The following is an 18,380-nucleotide window of genomic DNA, read 5'->3' on the forward strand; positions in this document are numbered from 1 at the left end:
TCCTTCTTTTAGTAACGCGCGGTAATCATTTTCTTGCGGGTGTAGAATTCCACACCGTCACGGCCGTTCGCGTGCAGATCTCCATAGAACGATTTCTTGTACCCTGAGAAAGGGAAGAACGCCATCGGCGCAGGCACGCCCAGATTGACGCCCAGCATCCCGGCATCGATCTCCTCACGGAATTCGCGGACCGCCCTGGCGCTGTCCGTGTAGATGCACGCTCCGTTGGCGAAGGGCGACTCATTGGTGACCGCTATCGCCTCCGCCAGATTCTTCACCCGCACCACTGACAGCAGCGGCGCAAAGATCTCGTCACGCCAGATCTTCATACCCGGCTGCACATGGTCGAAGATCGTCGGGCCCAGGAAATAGCCGCTGCCTGCGGCCGCAGCATCCTTGCGGCCGTCCCGCACCAGCACCGCCTTCTCGGCAAGCCCAGCTTCAATGTAATCGATTGTCCGGTCTTTGTTCGCCTGCCGGATGACCGGGCCCAGGAACACCCCCTCATCCTTGCCGTTCCCAATCTTCAGCCCGTCCGCGGCCTCCGCGATCCGGCTCACCAGCTCATCGGCAATGTCCTCCTGCACCACCACTACAGCGCAGGCCATGCACCGTTCGCCCGCGGAGCCGAAGGCTGCGGATAGAATATTCTTCACCGCATGGTCCAGATCGGCATCCTTCAGCACGATCGAATGGTTCTTCGCGCCGGCCAGCGCCTGCACACGCTTGCCATGTGCGGTCCCCTGCTTATAGACATATTCCGCCACCGGCTGCGAGCCGACGAAGGAGACAGCCTTCACTTCCTCATGCGCCAGCAGGCCGTCCACCACCTCATGCCCCCCGTGTACTACATTCAGCACCCCCGGCGGGAAGCCCGCTTCTGCGAACAGCTCCGCCAGCCGGTTCACCAGCAGCGGTGTCCGCTCGGAGGGCTTCAGAACAAAGGTATTGCCGCAGGCTACCGCCAGCGGGAACATCCAGCAGGGCACCATCATCGGGAAGTTGAACGGGGCGATGCCGCCCACAACTCCCAGGGGATAACGATACATGCCGGACTCTACGCCTGTCGCGATATCCGGCAGCTGACTGCCCATCATCAGCGTAGGAGTGCCGGCAGCAAATTCCACGCATTCGATGCCGCGCTGCACCTCGCCCAGCGCTTCCTCCAGGCTTTTGCCGTTCTCCAGCGTAATCAGCTCAGCCAGCTCCTTGCTGTGCTGCACCAGCAGCTGCTGGTACTGGAAGAAATAGCGGGCCCGACGCGGAACGGCGACTCTTTTCCACGCGGAATAGGCTCTCGAAGCTGCCCGCACCGCCGCATTCAGCTCCTCCCGGCTGGAAATCGGCACATAGGCAATCACCTCACCTGTCGCCGGGTTGAACACTTCCTCCTGCCGCCCGGATAAGGACTCCACCCAAGCTCCATTCACATAGTTCATCACTTTACCGGCCTGCCCCGTGAGCAGTGTCATCGTCTGCACCTCTTTTCCTGTGTTCGTCGCTATTTAGAAGAGATGACCGCCTTACCAGGCGGCCATCTGCTTCAGCTATGAAGGAATCCTATTACCTGTTATTTCGCCGCCATCTCCACAATCTCGTTCGTGTAGGCCTCCTCCACCTTGGAAGCCGTCTTAATGACCCCGAATTTCAGCGCGATATCGGCGGTCTGCTGGAAAGCAGCAGCATCCGTATACCCCAACTTGGAAGCATCGAAGCCCTCCGGCTGGATCAGCTTGGCAACCTCTGTCATCATCGTCAGCTGATGCTCCCGGGTCGTGCTGCCCGCCTCGGCAAGCTTCATCACACTGTCCACAGCCGCTTCGGGATCAGCAATCGCATCCGCCCAGCCCTTCAGGGAAGCACGGACGAACTTGGCAGCCGTCTCTTTGTTGCCCTCCAGCCACTCCTTATTGGCGAACAGATTGTCTTCGAGCATCGCCACACCTTCGTCATTCATGTCGATAACACTGAGGTCCTCTGCCTTGATGCCCGACTCCAGCACCACCTGATATTCGTTATAGGTCATGGCCGAGGCCGCATCCAGCTCACCGCCGAGGAACTGGTCCATCGTGAAGCCCTGCTTGGTGAAGTTCAGATCCTTGCCTGAATCCAGCTTGTATTTATCAAACAGCGCCAGAAGCTCAAACTCATTGCCGCCCATCCAGTTGCCCACCTTCTTGCCCTTCAGCTCAGCGGGTGTAGTGATGCCCGCTTCCTTCTTGGATACCAGCACCAGCCCGCTCTTCTGGAAAATCTGGGCGATCTGCACCAGCGGCATCTCCTGCTCCTGGCTGGTCAGCAGACTCGCCACCCAGTCCACGCCGATATCGGCCGAACCGCCGGCCACCTGCTGCTCAGGCACGATATCCGGCCCGCCCGGCAGAATCTCGACCTTCAGGCCCTCTGCCGCATAATACCCTTTGTCCTGCGCCAGGAAGTACCCTGCGAACTGTGCCTGCGGCACCCATTTGAGCTGCAGCTTCACAGTGACCGGCTCAGCCGCCGGTTCTGTGGTCGCCGCAGCTTCCGGCGAAGCTGACGCCGCATTCCCCGCAGTCGCTTCTGCATCGGAGGGACCGGCGTTGTTGTTACCGCCACAGCCTGCAAGCAGCGAGATCAGCATTAGAACCGCCGCAAGCCATAACCCGCCACGAGTTTTGCCCTGTTTACCCTTCATCATAGCAACTCCCCCTACCACTCAAGTTTTTTGTAAGACAGCCTGACACAGCATGATTGCGCTCTTATTGCTATATGCATACAGCTTGTGCCTGGCAGCTTCTTTATCTCCTGCCAGCATACAAACCGGATGTAACAGTTCCAGGGTTGCAGATGTTGCGATTACAGGCATTGCGATTACGGGCGCAGCGGATACTGCGGGAATTCACGCTACGCTCGCCGGGAAGGGTGCCACTTGATAAATACCTTTTCCAGCCGCTCCACGGCCAGGTAAAAGATTACTCCGGCAACCGCAGCAAGCACGATGCAGGCCCAGCCCAGCGGCATCTTCGCCACCTTGATGGAATTCGAGAGCAGATACCCGAGCCCCCGCGAGGAGAAGAAGAACTCCCCGACAATTGCCCCGATCATGCTCGCTGTTGCGTTGATCTTCAAGGCGGTGAATACATAAGGCAGACTGTTCTGAATCCGCAGATGGCGGAATACCGCCCGCTTGCCTGCCGCATAGGAATGCATCAGGTCCAGCGCCAGCGGGTCTACATCCGCCATGCCCTTGTAGGCATTGATCGCCATAGCCGCCATCGTGGTCGCGGTCACAATCGCCGCCCGCGAGCCGATGCCGTCTCCGAACCACAGGTTCATGATCGGGGCAAGCGCCACAATAGGCACGGCATTGAGTGCAGCTACCATCGTGAGGCTGCCGCCGCCCCATCGGGGCCAGGCTGTGGCAGCCAAGGCAATCAGGAAGCCGCAGCCGGAGCCGATCAGCATACCAAGAACAGCTTCAGTGAGGGTATACCCGGTGTAAGAGAGCAGCAGACTGAGATTATCCCGCATCGCTTCAGCGATGGCGGAGGGCAAGGGGAGCTGATATTTCTTCAGATCGAAGATACGGTGAAAGATCTGGAGCTCCCACAGCAGCAGGAACAAAGCTCCGGCAAGCAGGGGCAGCACGAACCCGGGGTTCAGCCATCTCAGGAATTTCCACGGATCTCTGCTTTGATCCGTATCTGCCGTAATAACGTTGTTAGAGGACGAGAATTCGCGAACCGTATTGATGTCCATTAGCGGCTGCCTCCTTGAGGACGGAATTCCGGCTGCCAGGGGGCTACCAGACGTTCCACCAGACTCATCAGCCAATAGCTGGTCATACCCAGCAGAGCACCGACCAGCACCGTGGACCAGAACATATAGGTATGGGAGGGTCCATAATAGAGATTGCGGAGCATAATAACCCCGATCCCGCGCTGCGCACCCATCAGCTCGACCAGAATTGCGCCGGTTACAGCCAGCGGCGCGGCAATCTTCAGACCGCTGAACAGCCCCGGCAGTGCTGCCGGGAAACGCAGCTTCCAATATACAGCCCACGGCTTAGCGGCATAAGAGTGCATCAGCTCCAGGGCCGAAGGGTCCACACTCCGCAGACCGCGCAGCATATTCAGCGCCACCGGGAAGAAGGTGATATAGCCGGAGATGATGATCCTCGACATCTGCTCATCCCGCACAATCCCGTATATGATCGGCGCTAGCCCCAGAATCGGAATCATCTGCGAAGCAACGGCATACGGGAAGGCAAGCTGCTCTATCATCCGGGAGAGGCTCATCAGCACGGCCAGCAGCACTCCGGAGAGCGCGCCAATCAGAAAGCCCACCCCGGCATTGCCGAAGGTGGCTCCCCCTTCCCGGAGAAGGGTGCCGCTGTACTGCCACAGGGTGAGCGCCACCTCGTGGACATAAGGCAGCTTGGACTGGGCCAGCGGCGTCTTCGCCACATGCAGCAGCCACCAGGAGACCGCCTCCCACAGCACCAGCAGGCCGCAGATCCAGATAAGCAGCGGCAGTGTACGCCCCCGCATTAACGCACGGTTCAGCTTCATAGCTACACCCCTTCGAAGCTGTCGCGGATACGGGCAATCAGCTCGAAGAACTCCGGACTGTTCCTCATGTCCGCCGTTCGCGGACGGGGCAGCGGAATATCAACGACTGCCGAGAGCCTGCCCGGATGCGGAGACAGAACGAATACCCGGTCCGACAGGAAGATCGATTCGGGAATACTATGGGTAACGAACACAATCGTGCTCTGCACCTTACTCCAGACGGAGAGCAGCTCTTCATTCAGCCGCTCGCGCGTGAATTCATCCAGCGCCGAGAACGGTTCATCCATGAGCAGAATTTCCGGCTCCATGGAGAGTGCCCGGGCAATGGCTACGCGCTGCTGCATCCCCCCGCTGAGCTGCCAGGGATACTTATCAGCGAAGCCCTGCAGGCCCACGAGATCCAGCAATTCCAGCGCTTTGTCCTCACGGATCGATTTCTTAACGCCCAGCAGCTCGAGCGGCAGCGTAATATTATGCTTGACCTTCCGCCAGTCATACAGCACCGGACTCTGGAACACAATGCCGTATTTCTGGGCCAGCCGGGCCTCCTTGGCGCTTTTGCCTGCCACCATGATATTCCCTGCCGTTGGTGTGATAAGATCTGCCATCAGCCTCAGCAGCGTAGTCTTTCCGCACCCGGAAGGGCCCAGAAGGGAGACGAACTCCCCCTTGGCAATATCAAGACTTACCTGATGCAGGGCCAGCACATCTGCCGTCTCCGTCTGGTAACGCATTTCGACATGCTCCAGCTGTATTTCAGGAATTGTTGCTGCTACTAGTGACATCTCCAGTCCCCCTCCATCCCTGAATCTATTTAATGTTAATTAAAATAACATAATAATCGCGTCATTATCGCGTTTTCCGTGCTTTTAATTTATTCATGTAGGATTAATTAACATGTTACACTTTGCCTGCTAATCCCACATTAGACAAAGCGTAAGATTGAGGCTGTGAAATTCCGTCACTTTGTCTAAGGGGCCGCTTACAGTGTAAATAATAGAACGGATTGCCGATAAAATAGTAAGTAACCATAAGTGGAAACGGCTGCGCCACCCCGCCATGTCATCTTCGCGGATGTGTGCTATCCTTTACATGCATGTCATTTTGTGTCCAGGAGACTATTCCCAATGTCCTATGCTCATCCCAACCCATGGAGGCATTCCCCATGGCATCTATGATTTCCAACTACATTATTATCGTTTCGATCTCCGGTGTGCTGAACGCCTTGCTCGCCCTGTTTGCTTTTTACAGGAAGACTGACTTCTCGGGTCTGCGCGCATTCATCGTCAGCTCCGCCGCCTCGGCGGTATACACATTTGCCTTCGCACTTGAACTCTCAGGGAACTCGATGGAACAGATTAAGTTCTGGATCAAGCTGGAGTATCTCGGAATGCCGTACATCGCGCCCTCCAGTCTGCTGATGATCATGCATTTCGTAGGCTTAGAGAAGCTGGTCTCCAAAAAACTGCTGGTCTTCCTCTACTCCGTCCCCGTGATCTCCACGGTGCTTGTCTGGACCAACGACTCCCATCACCTGTTCTATAAGTCTATCTACTTCCGGGGAGACGCACCTACACCGCTGGTGGATATCGTCATGGGGCCCTGGTATATCGTGCAGGGCAGTCTGACCTTCGGCTGTATGCTGGCGGGTATGTGCCTGATCCTCTGGCGCTGGGGGCGGATGCGGCGGGCTTATCTGCGGCAGATGCTGATTATTTTTGTCGGACAATTCCTGCCTGCGCTGGGGGCCTTCCTCTATCTGATGGACCTGACTCCGTATGGAACAGACCCTGTTCCCGTTGTGATGAGCGTAACCTCGTCCCTGTATATATGGGCCATTCTGTCCAGAGGGATGCTGACTGCCGCGCCGATTGCCCGCGAGAATCTGTTCGAGAGCATGCGCGACGGCGTACTGGTCATGGACCTCTCCGACAAGCTGGTGGACTATAACCGGGCCGCTGCCGAGATGCTTGAAGATCTGGATGCTGCCGCCATCGGCCGCCCGCTGGCCCAGCTCTTCCTGCCTGCCGGCAAAGAGGCGGTCGATTATGTAATGAATTCCAATCCGCAGATCAGTGAAGAGCAGGAGCTGGTGTGGCATTCCGGCGGAGAAGTCCGCTATTATCAGGTCCGTTCCTCCCCGGTGCAGAAGCATGACGGCCATCTCGCCGGGCGGATGATCATGCTGATCGATGTTACTGAACGGACCCTGCTCCAGGACAAGCTGCTACAGCTCGCCACCATCGACAGCCTGACCGGCATCTACAACCGGACCCACTTCATGGAGCTGAGCCGAGAGCGGCTGAAGGAAGCTGCCGGCTCCGCCGCCCCTTTCTCGGTCATCCTGCTGGATATCGATTTCTTCAAGAATATTAACGACCGCTACGGGCATCAGCACGGGGATATGGCCTTACAGCATGTAGTAAGCGTATGCCGCCAGCATGTCCGGGAGGGGGACGTCTTCGGACGGTACGGAGGTGAGGAATTCGTCTTAAGCCTGCCGGGAGCCCCCTTGAAGGAAGCGGCCCTGATCTCTGAGCGCATCCGCAGGGACATCGAGCAGAGCACCTTCTCCACCTTCACCGGAACCATTAAAATCACAGCTAGCTTCGGCGTAACTGAAGCCTTCCGCCGTTCGATCTCACTGGAGGAGCTGCTCTCAGAAGCAGACCACGCCCTCTATTCCTCCAAGCGGAACGGCCGCAATAGCGTTCATCTCTATGGCGTCTCCTCCATCACCCGCTTCAAGCCCATGTGATGGAGGCAAGCCCTCTTTTCCTGCCCCGCGCGGCACCTCCTGCTTTCTCAGCGCATATCAAGTAGAAACGTCTTTGCCGTCCTTTTAAAGGACGGTACCATAAAAATTCTTATATTTGAATAAAAGGCACCCGCCGGGTATATCTGCCTGCTCTTTTGGTGATACCAGCTTCCATAGCCCCTTTTTCTCTCCAGTTCTTTCCTGGTTCCGCACTGATTTCCGTCATTCCTGTTCTCCTGTTGTTTGCATAGGCGGGTTTTCAGTTTAATAAGTGTTAGCCGATCCGTTCGGTCTTAATTCCGGTAGTTGTGAGGGGGAGGGGACTATGATCAAGATTGGGCTGACCGGCTTCGGAGACCATGAGGAGCTGTACGGCAAAATCAAACCCGCCGACCGCCTGCCCGCCTACAGCGCCCATTTTCCCATTGTGGAGATTGACAGCTCCTTCTATGCGGTTCAGCCGGTCCGAAATTACGAGAAATGGGTGAATCAGACGCCGGAGGCGTTCCAATTCATTGTGAAGGCTTATCAGGGAATGACCGGACATCTGCGGGAAAAAAAGAATTACTACGATACGCCGGAGGAGATGTACCGGGCCTTCCATACCTCTATCGCTCCTGTCCGCTCAGCGGGGAAGCTGGCGATGGCCCTGTTTCAATTCCCGCCCTGGTTCGACTGCACCAAAGACAACGTGGATTTCCTGCGTGAGGCGAAGGAGCTGCTGCTGGATGTGCCCGCTGCCATCGAATTCCGTAATGATTCCTGGTACAGCCCTGAGATGCGTGAGCGGACCCTCCGTTTCCTGGAGCAGGAAGGCTGGATTCATACGATAGCCGACGAGCCGCAGGCAGGTTCCGGCTCCGTCCCGATTGTCCCTGTCGCCACCCGGCCGGACCTCACCTACGTGCGGCTGCATGGGCGCAACACCGCAGGCTGGAACCAGAGCAGTCACCCGGACTGGCGCAAGCTTCGCTATCTGTACTGCTACAGCACCGAGGAACTGACGCAGTGGCGGGACCGGCTGCTGGAGCTTGAACAGACCTGTAAGAATATTTACGTGGTATTTAATAATAATTCTGCCGGGGATGCCACTCCTAATGCTCTAGAGCTGCAATCGCTGCTCGGGATCGACGGCGGACTGGCCCCGCGCCAGCTGGACTTGTTCACCTGATGTACAGAGGTCTACATATATCTCTTCTACTCCTTGCTGAAGCGCCAGCATTACCAGAATCTCCAGATCAGGGTAACCGTCGGAGTTGTCTTACACATGTAAAGGAGGCCTACCTATATGAAGAGAAATCATACTATGATGCAATTTTTTGAATGGCATGTCGCGGCGGACGGAGAACACTGGAAACGCCTGGCCCAGATGGCCCCGGAGCTGAAGGCGGCGGGCATTGATTCGGTGTGGGTCCCCCCTGTGACTAAGGCCGTCTCGCCCGAAGATACCGGCTATGGGGTCTACGATCTCTACGACCTTGGTGAATTCGATCAAAAGGGCGATGTGCGCACAAAGTACGGAACCAAACAGGAGTTAATCGACGCGATTGCCGAGTGCCTGAAGAACGGCATTGCGGTCTACGTGGATCTGGTCATGAACCATAAAGCCGGAGCGGATGAGACGGAGGTCTTCGAGGTCATTGAGGTGGATCGAAACGACCGTACCAAGGATATCTCCGAGCCGTTCGAGATTGAAGGCTGGACCAAATTCGATTTCCCGGGGCGCGGGGATGAATACTCCAGCTTCAAGTGGAATCATACTCACTTCAACGGGACCGATTTCGATGCCAAGGAAGGCCGCAGCGGCGTCTTCCGGATTGACGGCACGAATAAAGGCTGGAATGAGAATGTGGATACCGAATTCGGCAACTACGACTATCTGATGTTCGCCAACATCGATTACCTCAATGCAGATGTGAAGCAGGAGATGCTGAACTGGGGCAAATGGCTGGTGGATACGCTGCAATGCAGCGGATACCGGCTGGATGCAATCAAGCATATCAACCACGAGTTCATCAAGGAATTCGCCATGGAGATGAAAAAGAAACGCGGCGAGGATTTCTACATCGTCGGTGAATTCTGGAACTCCAATCTGGAGGCCTGCCGCGAATTCCTGAACACTGTCGATTACCAGATCGATCTGTTCGATGTCTCTCTTCATTACAAGCTGTACTCCGCTGCACTGGCAGGCCGGGACTTCGACCTGACGCATATCTTCGATGATACGCTGGTCCAGACACATCCCGCGAATGCTGTCACCTTCGTCGACAATCATGATTCCCAGCCTCATGAAGCGCTGGAATCCTGGGTGGGCGACTGGTTCAAGCAAAGTGCCTATGCCCTGATTCTGCTGCGGCGCGACGGATATCCCGTGGTCTTCTACGGGGATTATTACGGCATCGGCGGCCCTGCCCCGATGGAAGGCAAGAAGGACGCCATCGATCCTCTGCTCTGCGCCCGCTACACCAAGGCGTACGGGGAGCAGGACGATTACTTCGACCATCCGAACACCATCGGCTGGGTCCGGCGCGGCGTTCAGGAGATCGAAGGCTCCGGCTGCGCTGTAGTCATCTCCAACGGAGACAACGGAGAGAAGCGGATGTTCGTGGGCGAAGCGCGCAGCGGGGAGGTATGGGAGGACTTCACCCATAACCGTGAGGAGTCCGTCACCATCGGTGAAGACGGCTGGGCCGTATTCCCGGTGAACGGCGGCAGCGTCTCCGTCTGGGCCTTACCCGAGCCGAAGCCGGCCGATGCCTGCGCGGAGGAGTAAGCTTGTAAAGATGAAGAATGCCGGCCCTGTGATTAGGGGACGGCATTCTTTTATAGCTGTGAAGCGGCTTCACTCCCCGGGCAAAAAACCTCCCATTTTATCCACATATTATCCACAAAAGAAATATATTGCTCTTTATAAACGAAAACAAGCTACTTATTTGCTCATCTGGTACTCACCCGGCCCACTTTCAGCTCCAACAATGGGATTTATCCCCGATGTTATCCACATCTTATCCACAACATGCACAACATCTGATGAACTCTACAGAATTTCTATTATGAATAACGCAAAATAGGCGAATCCACGCCACGGGGGCTATGAATTCGCCTATTTATGCTGTGCAAGACATAGCTTGCAGTTAGCATTTGCTTCTGTTGGTTAGCGGCTTGTGGTTGTGTTATCCCCGTCAGCCCAGACGCCTGTGTCATTGTTCAGAATACGTTCGATCGGATATACCTTCCATACTGCGGTTACTACAGCCGAACACAGGACTGCTTTGAGCAGGTCGCCCGGAAGAAACGGCCACATGCCAGCCGTCAGTGCCTTGCCGAGTGAATCCATGCCTGTAGAATAGGCAAGCCATCCCACACCGCCCGGATAAACTAACAGTGCCCCGAAGATAAAGTTAACGGCCAGCAGCTTCGCGAAGGTGTATTTGTCCTGCTTGATGCGTTCGGCGAAAAAGCCAATCAGCCAGGCCACGAACGGCCAGGAGAAGATATATCCGGCGGTAGGGCCAACCAGGACCGCTAATCCTCCGCTTCCGCCCATCACCTGGAATCCGGCAGCAGCGAGTCCGATTACGATCAGTACAGCAAGCGCCCCGTAACGGGCCCCAAGGATAGAACCAGCCAGCATTACCGCGAGGGTCTGCATGGTGATGGGTACCGTGGAGAAGGGCAGCGAGATTTTTAAATAACTCAGAGCTATCATGACAGCGGCAAATAAAGCGCTGAATATCAGGCCGCGGGTTGTCCATTTCTTCATGGCCGGGAGGTTCCCCCTTTTTTTAAAATATAAGAATTTATATGTTTCACGCTACAAATTATCCTTCTATTTCCCGCAGAAACGGTACCGTCCTTTAGAAGGACGGCAAAGCCGTTTTCACTTGGGATCACTATAACATCCCCCTCCAGATACATCAATCCTGAAAACTTTGTTATAATGGGTAGCAATTGTTGACTAGAGCTGGACGGAAAGCAGGCATGAGGATGATCAGGGCGCATAATATAAGCTTGTCTGTGCGGGAGGGGCAGCATCGCCGTACGGTACTGCAAGGGATTAACATTCATATAGAGCCCGGGGAATGGGTAGCACTCACAGGGGCCAACGGCTGCGGCAAATCCTCGCTCATCCGCTCCTTCAACGGACTGAATACCCCCTCGGGCGGCAGTCTGTCCGTGGCCGGACTGGACCTGCGCCTGCCGGAGAACCGGACGGCTGTGAAGCAACATGTGCAGCTTGTATTTCAGAATCCCGAAGCACAGACGGTGGGCTCCACCCCCTTCGAGGATATCGCCTTCGGGCTGGAGAACCGGGGACTGGAACGGAAGCGGATGATTGCACGAATCCATGAGATTCTACAGCAGGTAGGGCTAAGCCATAAAGCAGAAGCAGAGGTATCCACGCTGTCCGGCGGAGAACGCCAGCGCCTGGCGGTAGGCTGCTGCCTGGCACTGGAAGCCGATATGATCATTTTCGATGAGGCCACCTCGATGCTGGACCCTGAGGGAAGATCAGATATTCTGGAGCTGGCCCAGGGGCTATGGCAGGCGGGGACTACCATCCTCTGGGTCACCCAGCGGATGGAGGAGCTAGCCGCAAGCCCGCGCATCGCGGTGCTGGGCGAGGGACAATTGCTCTATGACGGCAGCCCGCGCAGCCTGTTCTATACCTCGGATCTGCCGGAGACACTCGGCTGGCTTCCTTCTCCGGCTGTCCGGGTCGGGAAGCTGCTGCTGAAGCAGGGCTGGCCGCTTCATCTGCTGCCGCTGACCGGGCAGAATCTGGAGGAGCTGCTATGAGAATTCATACAGAGCAGCTCTCCTTTTGCTATGAAGGCAGCAGGCCAGCGGTTCATGAGATCTCTCTTGATATCCCTACAGGTACGCTGACCGTCCTCTGCGGAGTGAACGGGAGCGGTAAATCTACGCTGCTCCGTCTGCTCGCGGGTCTTGCACAGCCTTCCTCCGGGCAGATACTCTACGATCACGGGAAGAAGACGGACTCCAAGACCGCCGAAGCAGTATCCATGGTGTTCCAGCAGCCGGAGACGCAGCTGTTCGCGGTTACGGTACATAAAGATATCGAATACGGCCTAATGGAGCGCGGGGTGTCCAAGGAGAAGCGTCCAGAGATCATCGCCAGCGCCCTGGCGAAGACCGGGCTGGCTTACGATGAATTCGCCGGGCGCTCACCCTTTCTGCTTAGTGGAGGTGAGAAGCGGCGCGTATGTATTGCGGGAGCCCTGGCCGTAGAACCCGGACTCCTGATTCTGGATGAGCCGACCGCAGGGCTGGACCCGCAGGCAGCGCAAGCACTGCTCGAAATGGTGCAGCAGCTGCGCAGCAGCGGCCTGACCCTGATCATCGGCACCCATGATCTGGACAGCTTCCTGCCGGTTGCAGACAAGGTCATCGTGATGAAGCAGGGCGCTATTCATTATGACGGTCCTGCTCCGGCATTGACTGCCGACCCCGGCCTGCTGGCAGACGCCGGACTCACGCCCCCCGTCTATGCTTCCATGGGACGCAGAGCAGTGCAGCATGGCCTGCTGGGAGCAGTCCCGGACAGTCTGGAGGAGCTGCTGGCAGGGCTGGAAAAGCACCCGCTGCCTATCCCGCAAGCAGACAGCAGGCACGCAGACTCTGGCGACTCTGCACGCAGTGGCGCTTCAACATCCGGCAGCCCAAGTCGCGAACAGGACCCTCCACGCAGATCTGGCTGGCAAGGCCTTGATCCCCGGGCCAAATGGCTGGGGATGATTCTCGGCTCGCTGGTCCTGTTAGGGATGAACACTCTGCTTCCGCTGCTGCTTACCACCGGGCTGCTGACCGGGCTCGCGGCATCGGCTCGCATCTCCTGGCGCCGGGCCTTCCGCTTCTTCCGCCCGTTCCTGCTGATGTTCCTGTTCCTCTGGCTGCTGTCCGGCCTTAGCTGGAGCTCTCCCGACCTCGTACTCGGGCCGCTCAGCTTCAGCTATGCAGGACTGGAGCGCGGGGGAATTAGCGTGCTGCGCTTCCTGCTGCTGATTGCCCTGGGCTTCCTGTTCACCGAGACGACCACCGGAGCCCCCTTGCGCGAGGGTCTGGAATGGGGCATCGCTCCACTGCGGACCCTGGGCATCCGCACCCGTAACTGGTCGCTTGCCGTATCCGTGACCCTGCAGTTCGTGCCGTGGATTCTCAGCAAGCTGGCCCAGCTGCAGCTTGCGCTGGGCTCACGCGGAAGACGCGCCCGCGGAATGGCCCGCTGGTCCCCGAGGCAGATCGCCCTAATCATCGTGCCTCTGCTGATTCTTGTCCTGGGTATGGGCGATGAGCTGGCGACAGCCGTAGAATCAAGGGGGTATGATCCCGCCAAGCAGCGGACCCCTGTCTATCAGCTCCGCTGGAGCAGGCGTGATACACTGGCAGCGATAGGTATCCTGGCTGTTGCAGCTACACTGTGGTGGGTAGCCCGGATTAGCTGAGCGGATACGGAGCGAGTCCGCGAACAAAATCACCTTAGCGGATGGATCATGCAAGAACTTATACGTGCTTCGCAGCTAATATAGTTAAACCCGCCTTAGCTATCCACCTACTTATGGGGCATCCAGCTAAATCAGGGGCGCTAGCGCCCCTGATTTTTGCTCCATCGGCCTTTATTCGGCCTACGCTCCCTCGCGTCAGCCCATTGCTGATTGTATGCTGTTTTTGGCATACATTTGGCCCGTGCCCCCTCTAGCTGCACATTGTATGCTGTTTTTGACATACATTCGGCTCGTGCTACCTCTCGCCGTCCAATGTATTCGGTTTTTCTCATACAATCTTGGTACACCATTTACTCCTTTAGCATGCGTCCGAGTACTCCCCCCAACAGCGCACACTCCTAATCAAAAGCAAGCCGCCCCCCCAGCTATCGGAGAGGGCGGCAACTTTTTTGCAGCTACAGCAGCTTTAATTACTTCAAGGTACTGCAAGGACCGAGATATCACCGGAGGAATAATCCAGGAAATACGCTGTTTTCGACTTCACATTAGCGTACAGGAATTTGGTGGTGCCATTCTTCGGCCATTCCTGATTCTTCAGCAGCACCGCGCCCCCCTGAGAGAATAGAGACCATGAGTGCCCCTGCAGATCCCCCACAAAAACCTGACCGTTAACCGCTCCCGTAACCCAACCGGAAATGTCGCCTTCCTCTTTGAAGATTTGTTGTACTGAAGCCGTTTCTTTGCCGGTAGCTTTGCTGATTAACCGGAAGACCTTCTGAGCCTCATCGGCTGAAGGACGGCTGACATTCCCCGGTACGGGCTGATAAGTGTAGGAAGTGTAGGCCGCATAGAAGTTCCCGCTGGATTGAATGGAGAAGTCCGTATTGAAGTCCTTGATTACCGTCTCATTTCTTGAATACAGATTAACCAGCTTCACCAGATAGTCCGTGCTCATAATGCCCTGTGCCTGATACTTAACCGCCAAATACGGGTATCTCTGAAAATCCCAATCCATTACAGATATATTCTCATAGCCCTTATCAACGAACTTGGCATTGTAAGTTACATTCGGCTTCGCCCAGGGATACTGATAGAGGCTGAAGGTATTCCCCGCTTGGACCATGATCCGTTCATTGGTTTTACCGCTTGGAGCTACCCATTTCACTTTATCCCCTGCCGTTTTAAGCGGGATATCCGTTTTGCTGAGGAGACGTCCACTAGAGGAGAATACGGATTTCGAAATTTTAGTGCCCTTGCCTTGTTTAAGCAGCACAATTTTCGGGGGACTGCTCATCACCTGTAAGTCCAGGATACGGCTGGAGTCCTCAGATATCGTAATCGCAGTGTTTGTATGTAAGTCAACGATATCGGCTCTATTATTCACATGATCCACAAGTGCCACTGCATTTCCGCTAACCCATACCACATCGGTCTGCTCATTAACCGGCTGCTCTTTGGGGCCGGCATTCGCCGGACCGGCGGAAATCAGCAGGCCCATAGTCAACGCAGAAATAACTAATACCTTCTTGAACATAGAATAATCCTCCTGTTACGCGATTTTCGAATCCCTGTTTATGACGCCTGGATATATAAAAAGTTGCAGAAAATCAAATATTTTCCGCAACTCCTTGTCGCCGTATCCGGTCTTCCGTCTATTACAAGGCTTATTCGCCAATCACCAACAGGCTATTCAACTCACTCCTCCTCCTCCGGATGTCTGGAGACCAGCCTCACCAGATCCAGGGTCAACAGAGGGAGAGTCACAGCAGCGGGATAGGCCAGATAGCGCGGCTCCCATACCGGGTTGAACTTCTCCTTATACCGGCGCAGACCGGAGAAGCCGTACCAGTGGCCGCCGCGTTCAAAAACCAATCGGGCAAGCTTCTCCTCCCGCAGCGCTCCAAAGCGGCCCCCGACATTGGACAGCGGGGCAGACCCGAGGTTAAAGCTTCTGTATCCGCGGGCTTTCGCCCATTCCAGCAGGCACAGGAACAGGTAGTCCATAGTGCCGTTCGGGGTATCCTTGTGATGGCGCATCAGATCCACCGAGACCGTCTTCTGCCCGTCATAGCCAGGAGCCATGGAGGCAAAAGCCAGCAGATGGCCCTCTGGTCCGCGCAGCAGCGCCAGCGGTGCGAGCTGGAGGTATGGCTCGCTGAACCAGCCCAGTGAGTAGCCTTTTTCCATTCGCCCGGCCAGCCATTCCTCTGACAACAGGCGAAGCTCCTGCAGCAGCTCCTTCGAGTGCTGTGCCTCTGTAATCTCGAAACGGTAGCCCTCGCGCTCGAACCGCCCCTTCACATTACGCAGGCTGGCGTTCCGCGAACCGCTAATGCTGAAGTCCGCAAGCGGAACCAGCGCCTCTTCCCCCAGCTTGAAGAACCGGTAGCCCTGCTCATGATAGAGCGGAAGATGCGCCGGGGTCGCCTGATAGAAGACTACAGATAGGCCATATAAGTCGGCAGCCTGCCTGAACTCACTGATTCCGTTGTTAAGCAGATTCATCGGCCCCAGCGGGTCACCCAGCACCACCAGCTTGTCCCGGACTCTGGCGAAGGCGAATAGCACCCGGCCTTCCTGGGCCCAATAGAAGCTTTTGTCGCCAAGGAACAGCATGTGGCTTAAGGCATTGCCCCAGCCTTCTGAGAGGAAGCGCTCCAGCCGCGCCATATCCTTATCCGCGAGAAGCGTATCTGCCTTGTGCTGCGGCCTGAGGGCTACCAGCATCGTCAGCAGCAGCCAGGAGAAGATCAGTCCGCCGGCCGCCGTAACGGCCACATTACTGTGCTGCCGCAGCCATTCCGGCTGGATGCCGGGCGGAAGATGCTTCAGGAAGCCGTGATGGGTATAACTCGCCAGCCCGTAATAGCTAAGGGCTACAGCCGAAGTCAGGAGCAGCCACCATAAAGTGCTTTTAGCGCTAAAAGGAACGCTGATCCGGTAGAACCGGCTTCGTGAGATCCAGAGAATCATCCCCACCACCAGCAGGAACAGGGCCTCCTCGTAATCGAACCCCTTCGTGAATGCAAAGACCGCCCCGCTAAGCAGCAGCAGGCTTGTCCAGACATAGGCTCTACGGACACGCAGGGAGATCCCGCGCGACAGCAGAATCAGCATAAAGCCGATTAGCACGGACAGATGGTGCGAGATCTGCATCACGGGCAGCGACAGCAGCTCCTCTGTCACCTTTAGCCTGTAGAGCAGCTCAGGCGTAGCTGCGGACAACAGCAGAAGCAGGCCACTGGCTAAGACCAGCTTACCGAGTGCCCATACGCCCAGATCACTGAGGAAGGTATATTGGCCGGGCCAGCCCCATATTTTTTGCCATACCGTCAGGGGTGCTTCGACTCTGTCGCCGCTGCGTTCAGTGCCCTTCGTACCCGGCAGCCCGAACTCCAGCGCAGCCAGCACCAGCCCGAGCAGCCAGGGGATAATGTAATAGAATAATCTGTAGATGACCAGGACTGCCATGGCATGATCGCTCTTGATGCCAAGCTGGGTAAGCCCGAGCAGTGCAATCAGATCGAACGCGCCGATGCCGCCGGGAGCCATACTTAGAATTCCCGCTATCGCAGCCACAACATAGATACTGAAGATGGTGAGAAACGGAGCGCTTCCGAGCATCTCACCGGCAATGAACCAGAAGGTCAGCCCGGCGAACACCCACTCCAGGAAGGAGGCACCTACAGAAGCAACCACAGTAAGCCAGGCGGTTCTCCCCTCACCCCGGTTGACCCATTTGGCGAAGAGCGCAGAGCGCTGGAGGAGTACAAAGAACGGCAGATACAGTGCTATCCCCCAGACTGCAAAACCCAGCCAGCGATGCGCCTCCAGCAACCGGTCCGCCGGCAGAAGCCCGGTAATCGTCCCCCACCCGAGCAGCGACAGCCCTGTAATCATCAGCGGTGACAGGAACACAATGGCCGGCGCGAGCAAGGACGCAGGCACACTGCTCCGCTTATAGAGCAGCGTTCTAAGGCCCGCGCCAGCCAGACCGGCGAATCCGATCATATTATTGAACGTATTGGCAATCCAGGCATAACGGAAGGTCCGCAGCCAGCCGATCTGCAGGCGGAAATGCCGCCGGATCAAGTAATCATAAGTACTCATAACTGCCACTGACAGCAGCGATATTCCCAGCATCTGCATAATAGAGGGCACGGGAACGGATTTCAGATCACGGATGATTTTACCCATGTGAATCTGCTTCAGCTCATGCTGCCCCTCCAGATAGACCAGCCCGATAATCAGCAGCGGAAAAAGCGCCCGCACCGCCTTAATCCGGTAAATGGATATCAGCAGCCGTACGATTTTGAAGCGTTCCAATTTATTTTTGATTACAGTATGCATGACTTCACCTGTCCTCACTGCCGAACGCTCTTGTTACCTGAACATATTCAGCCCTCTTCATACGAACCCATTATAACAAGATCCGCAGCAGAACTCCCGTATAATGGTCACACGCTTACAAGAGTAAGACGGCAGGCGGAGGATAATTCCCTGCACTGGAGCTATATTTGTTCCTCTGATAATGTGAAGTGTATACATCTATATTGGCACAAGTGGAAACGGTACCGTCCTTTTAAAGGACGGTACCGTTTC

The 18,380-nt window shown here is 56.2% G+C and carries 13 protein-coding genes; 5 read left to right on the forward strand and 8 right to left on the reverse strand.

Going from position 1 to position 18,380, the window contains the following annotated elements; all coding sequences use genetic code 11:
• Positions 1–8 precede the first annotated feature (8 nt).
• From MKZ07_RS21345 to MKZ07_RS21365, 5 genes are all read right to left on the reverse strand, one after another.
• Positions 9–1,472, reverse strand: a complete 1,464-nt coding sequence (locus tag MKZ07_RS21345) for a CoA-acylating methylmalonate-semialdehyde dehydrogenase (protein WP_036692094.1) — start codon at positions 1,470–1,472, stop codon at positions 9–11.
• Between the two features lie 98 nt (positions 1,473–1,570).
• Complete coding sequence (locus MKZ07_RS21350; RefSeq protein WP_051493254.1) at positions 1,571–2,680, reverse strand: ABC transporter substrate-binding protein; 1,110 nt, start codon at positions 2,678–2,680, stop codon at positions 1,571–1,573.
• A 206-nt stretch (positions 2,681–2,886) separates the two neighbouring features.
• Positions 2,887–3,741 carry an ABC transporter permease gene (locus MKZ07_RS21355; RefSeq protein ID WP_051493253.1) on the reverse strand — a complete coding sequence of 285 codons (855 nt, stop codon included), beginning with the start codon at positions 3,739–3,741 and terminating at the stop codon, positions 2,887–2,889.
• Positions 3,741–4,553, reverse strand: a complete 813-nt coding sequence (locus MKZ07_RS21360) for an ABC transporter permease (protein WP_076159314.1) — start codon at positions 4,551–4,553, stop codon at positions 3,741–3,743. The genes MKZ07_RS21355 and MKZ07_RS21360 overlap by 1 nt, the downstream gene beginning before the upstream one ends.
• Before the next feature lie 2 nt (positions 4,554–4,555).
• Positions 4,556–5,338 carry an ABC transporter ATP-binding protein gene (locus MKZ07_RS21365; RefSeq protein WP_036692092.1) on the reverse strand — a complete coding sequence of 261 codons (783 nt, stop codon included), beginning with the start codon at positions 5,336–5,338 and terminating at the stop codon, positions 4,556–4,558.
• A gap of 380 nt (positions 5,339–5,718) precedes the next feature.
• Between MKZ07_RS21365 and MKZ07_RS21370 the strand changes: the two genes are divergently transcribed.
• From MKZ07_RS21370 to MKZ07_RS21380, 3 genes are all read left to right on the forward strand, one after another.
• On the forward strand, positions 5,719–7,311 hold the full coding sequence (locus MKZ07_RS21370; protein ID WP_036692090.1) for a histidine kinase N-terminal 7TM domain-containing diguanylate cyclase: 1,593 nt from the start codon (positions 5,719–5,721) through the stop codon (positions 7,309–7,311).
• A 325-nt stretch (positions 7,312–7,636) separates the two neighbouring features.
• On the forward strand, positions 7,637–8,482 hold the full coding sequence (locus MKZ07_RS21375; protein WP_036692086.1) for a DUF72 domain-containing protein: 846 nt from the start codon (positions 7,637–7,639) through the stop codon (positions 8,480–8,482).
• 117 nt (positions 8,483–8,599) lie between these two features.
• A complete protein-coding gene (locus tag MKZ07_RS21380) occupies positions 8,600–10,084 on the forward strand; it encodes an alpha-amylase (RefSeq protein ID WP_036692084.1) in 1,485 nt (494 codons plus the stop codon).
• A gap of 381 nt (positions 10,085–10,465) precedes the next feature.
• Here the strand turns inward: MKZ07_RS21380 and MKZ07_RS21385 are convergent, their stop codons facing one another.
• Positions 10,466–11,074 carry a biotin transporter BioY gene (locus MKZ07_RS21385; RefSeq protein ID WP_036692081.1) on the reverse strand — a complete coding sequence of 203 codons (609 nt, stop codon included), beginning with the start codon at positions 11,072–11,074 and terminating at the stop codon, positions 10,466–10,468.
• Positions 11,075–11,298: 224 nt separating this feature from the next.
• Between MKZ07_RS21385 and MKZ07_RS21390 the strand changes: the two genes are divergently transcribed.
• A complete protein-coding gene (locus tag MKZ07_RS21390) occupies positions 11,299–12,111 on the forward strand; it encodes an ATP-binding cassette domain-containing protein (RefSeq protein WP_341027440.1) in 813 nt (270 codons plus the stop codon).
• Complete coding sequence (locus MKZ07_RS21395) at positions 12,108–13,778, forward strand: ATP-binding cassette domain-containing protein (protein WP_051493251.1); 1,671 nt, start codon at positions 12,108–12,110, stop codon at positions 13,776–13,778. The genes MKZ07_RS21390 and MKZ07_RS21395 overlap by 4 nt, the downstream gene beginning before the upstream one ends.
• A gap of 475 nt (positions 13,779–14,253) precedes the next feature.
• On the opposite strand, the gene MKZ07_RS21400 is transcribed toward MKZ07_RS21395, so the two are convergent.
• Both MKZ07_RS21400 and mprF read right to left on the reverse strand, forming a co-directional pair.
• Positions 14,254–15,312, reverse strand: a complete 1,059-nt coding sequence (locus MKZ07_RS21400; RefSeq protein ID WP_341027441.1) for a hypothetical protein — start codon at positions 15,310–15,312, stop codon at positions 14,254–14,256.
• A 161-nt stretch (positions 15,313–15,473) separates the two neighbouring features.
• Positions 15,474–18,128, reverse strand: a complete 2,655-nt coding sequence (gene mprF / locus MKZ07_RS21405) for a bifunctional lysylphosphatidylglycerol flippase/synthetase MprF (RefSeq protein ID WP_036692074.1) — start codon at positions 18,126–18,128, stop codon at positions 15,474–15,476.
• Positions 18,129–18,380: the final 252 nt, after the last annotated feature.

This window comes from Paenibacillus sp. FSL P4-0338, from assembly GCF_038002365.1.
Lineage (GTDB): Bacteria > Bacillota > Bacilli > Paenibacillales > Paenibacillaceae > Paenibacillus_AQ.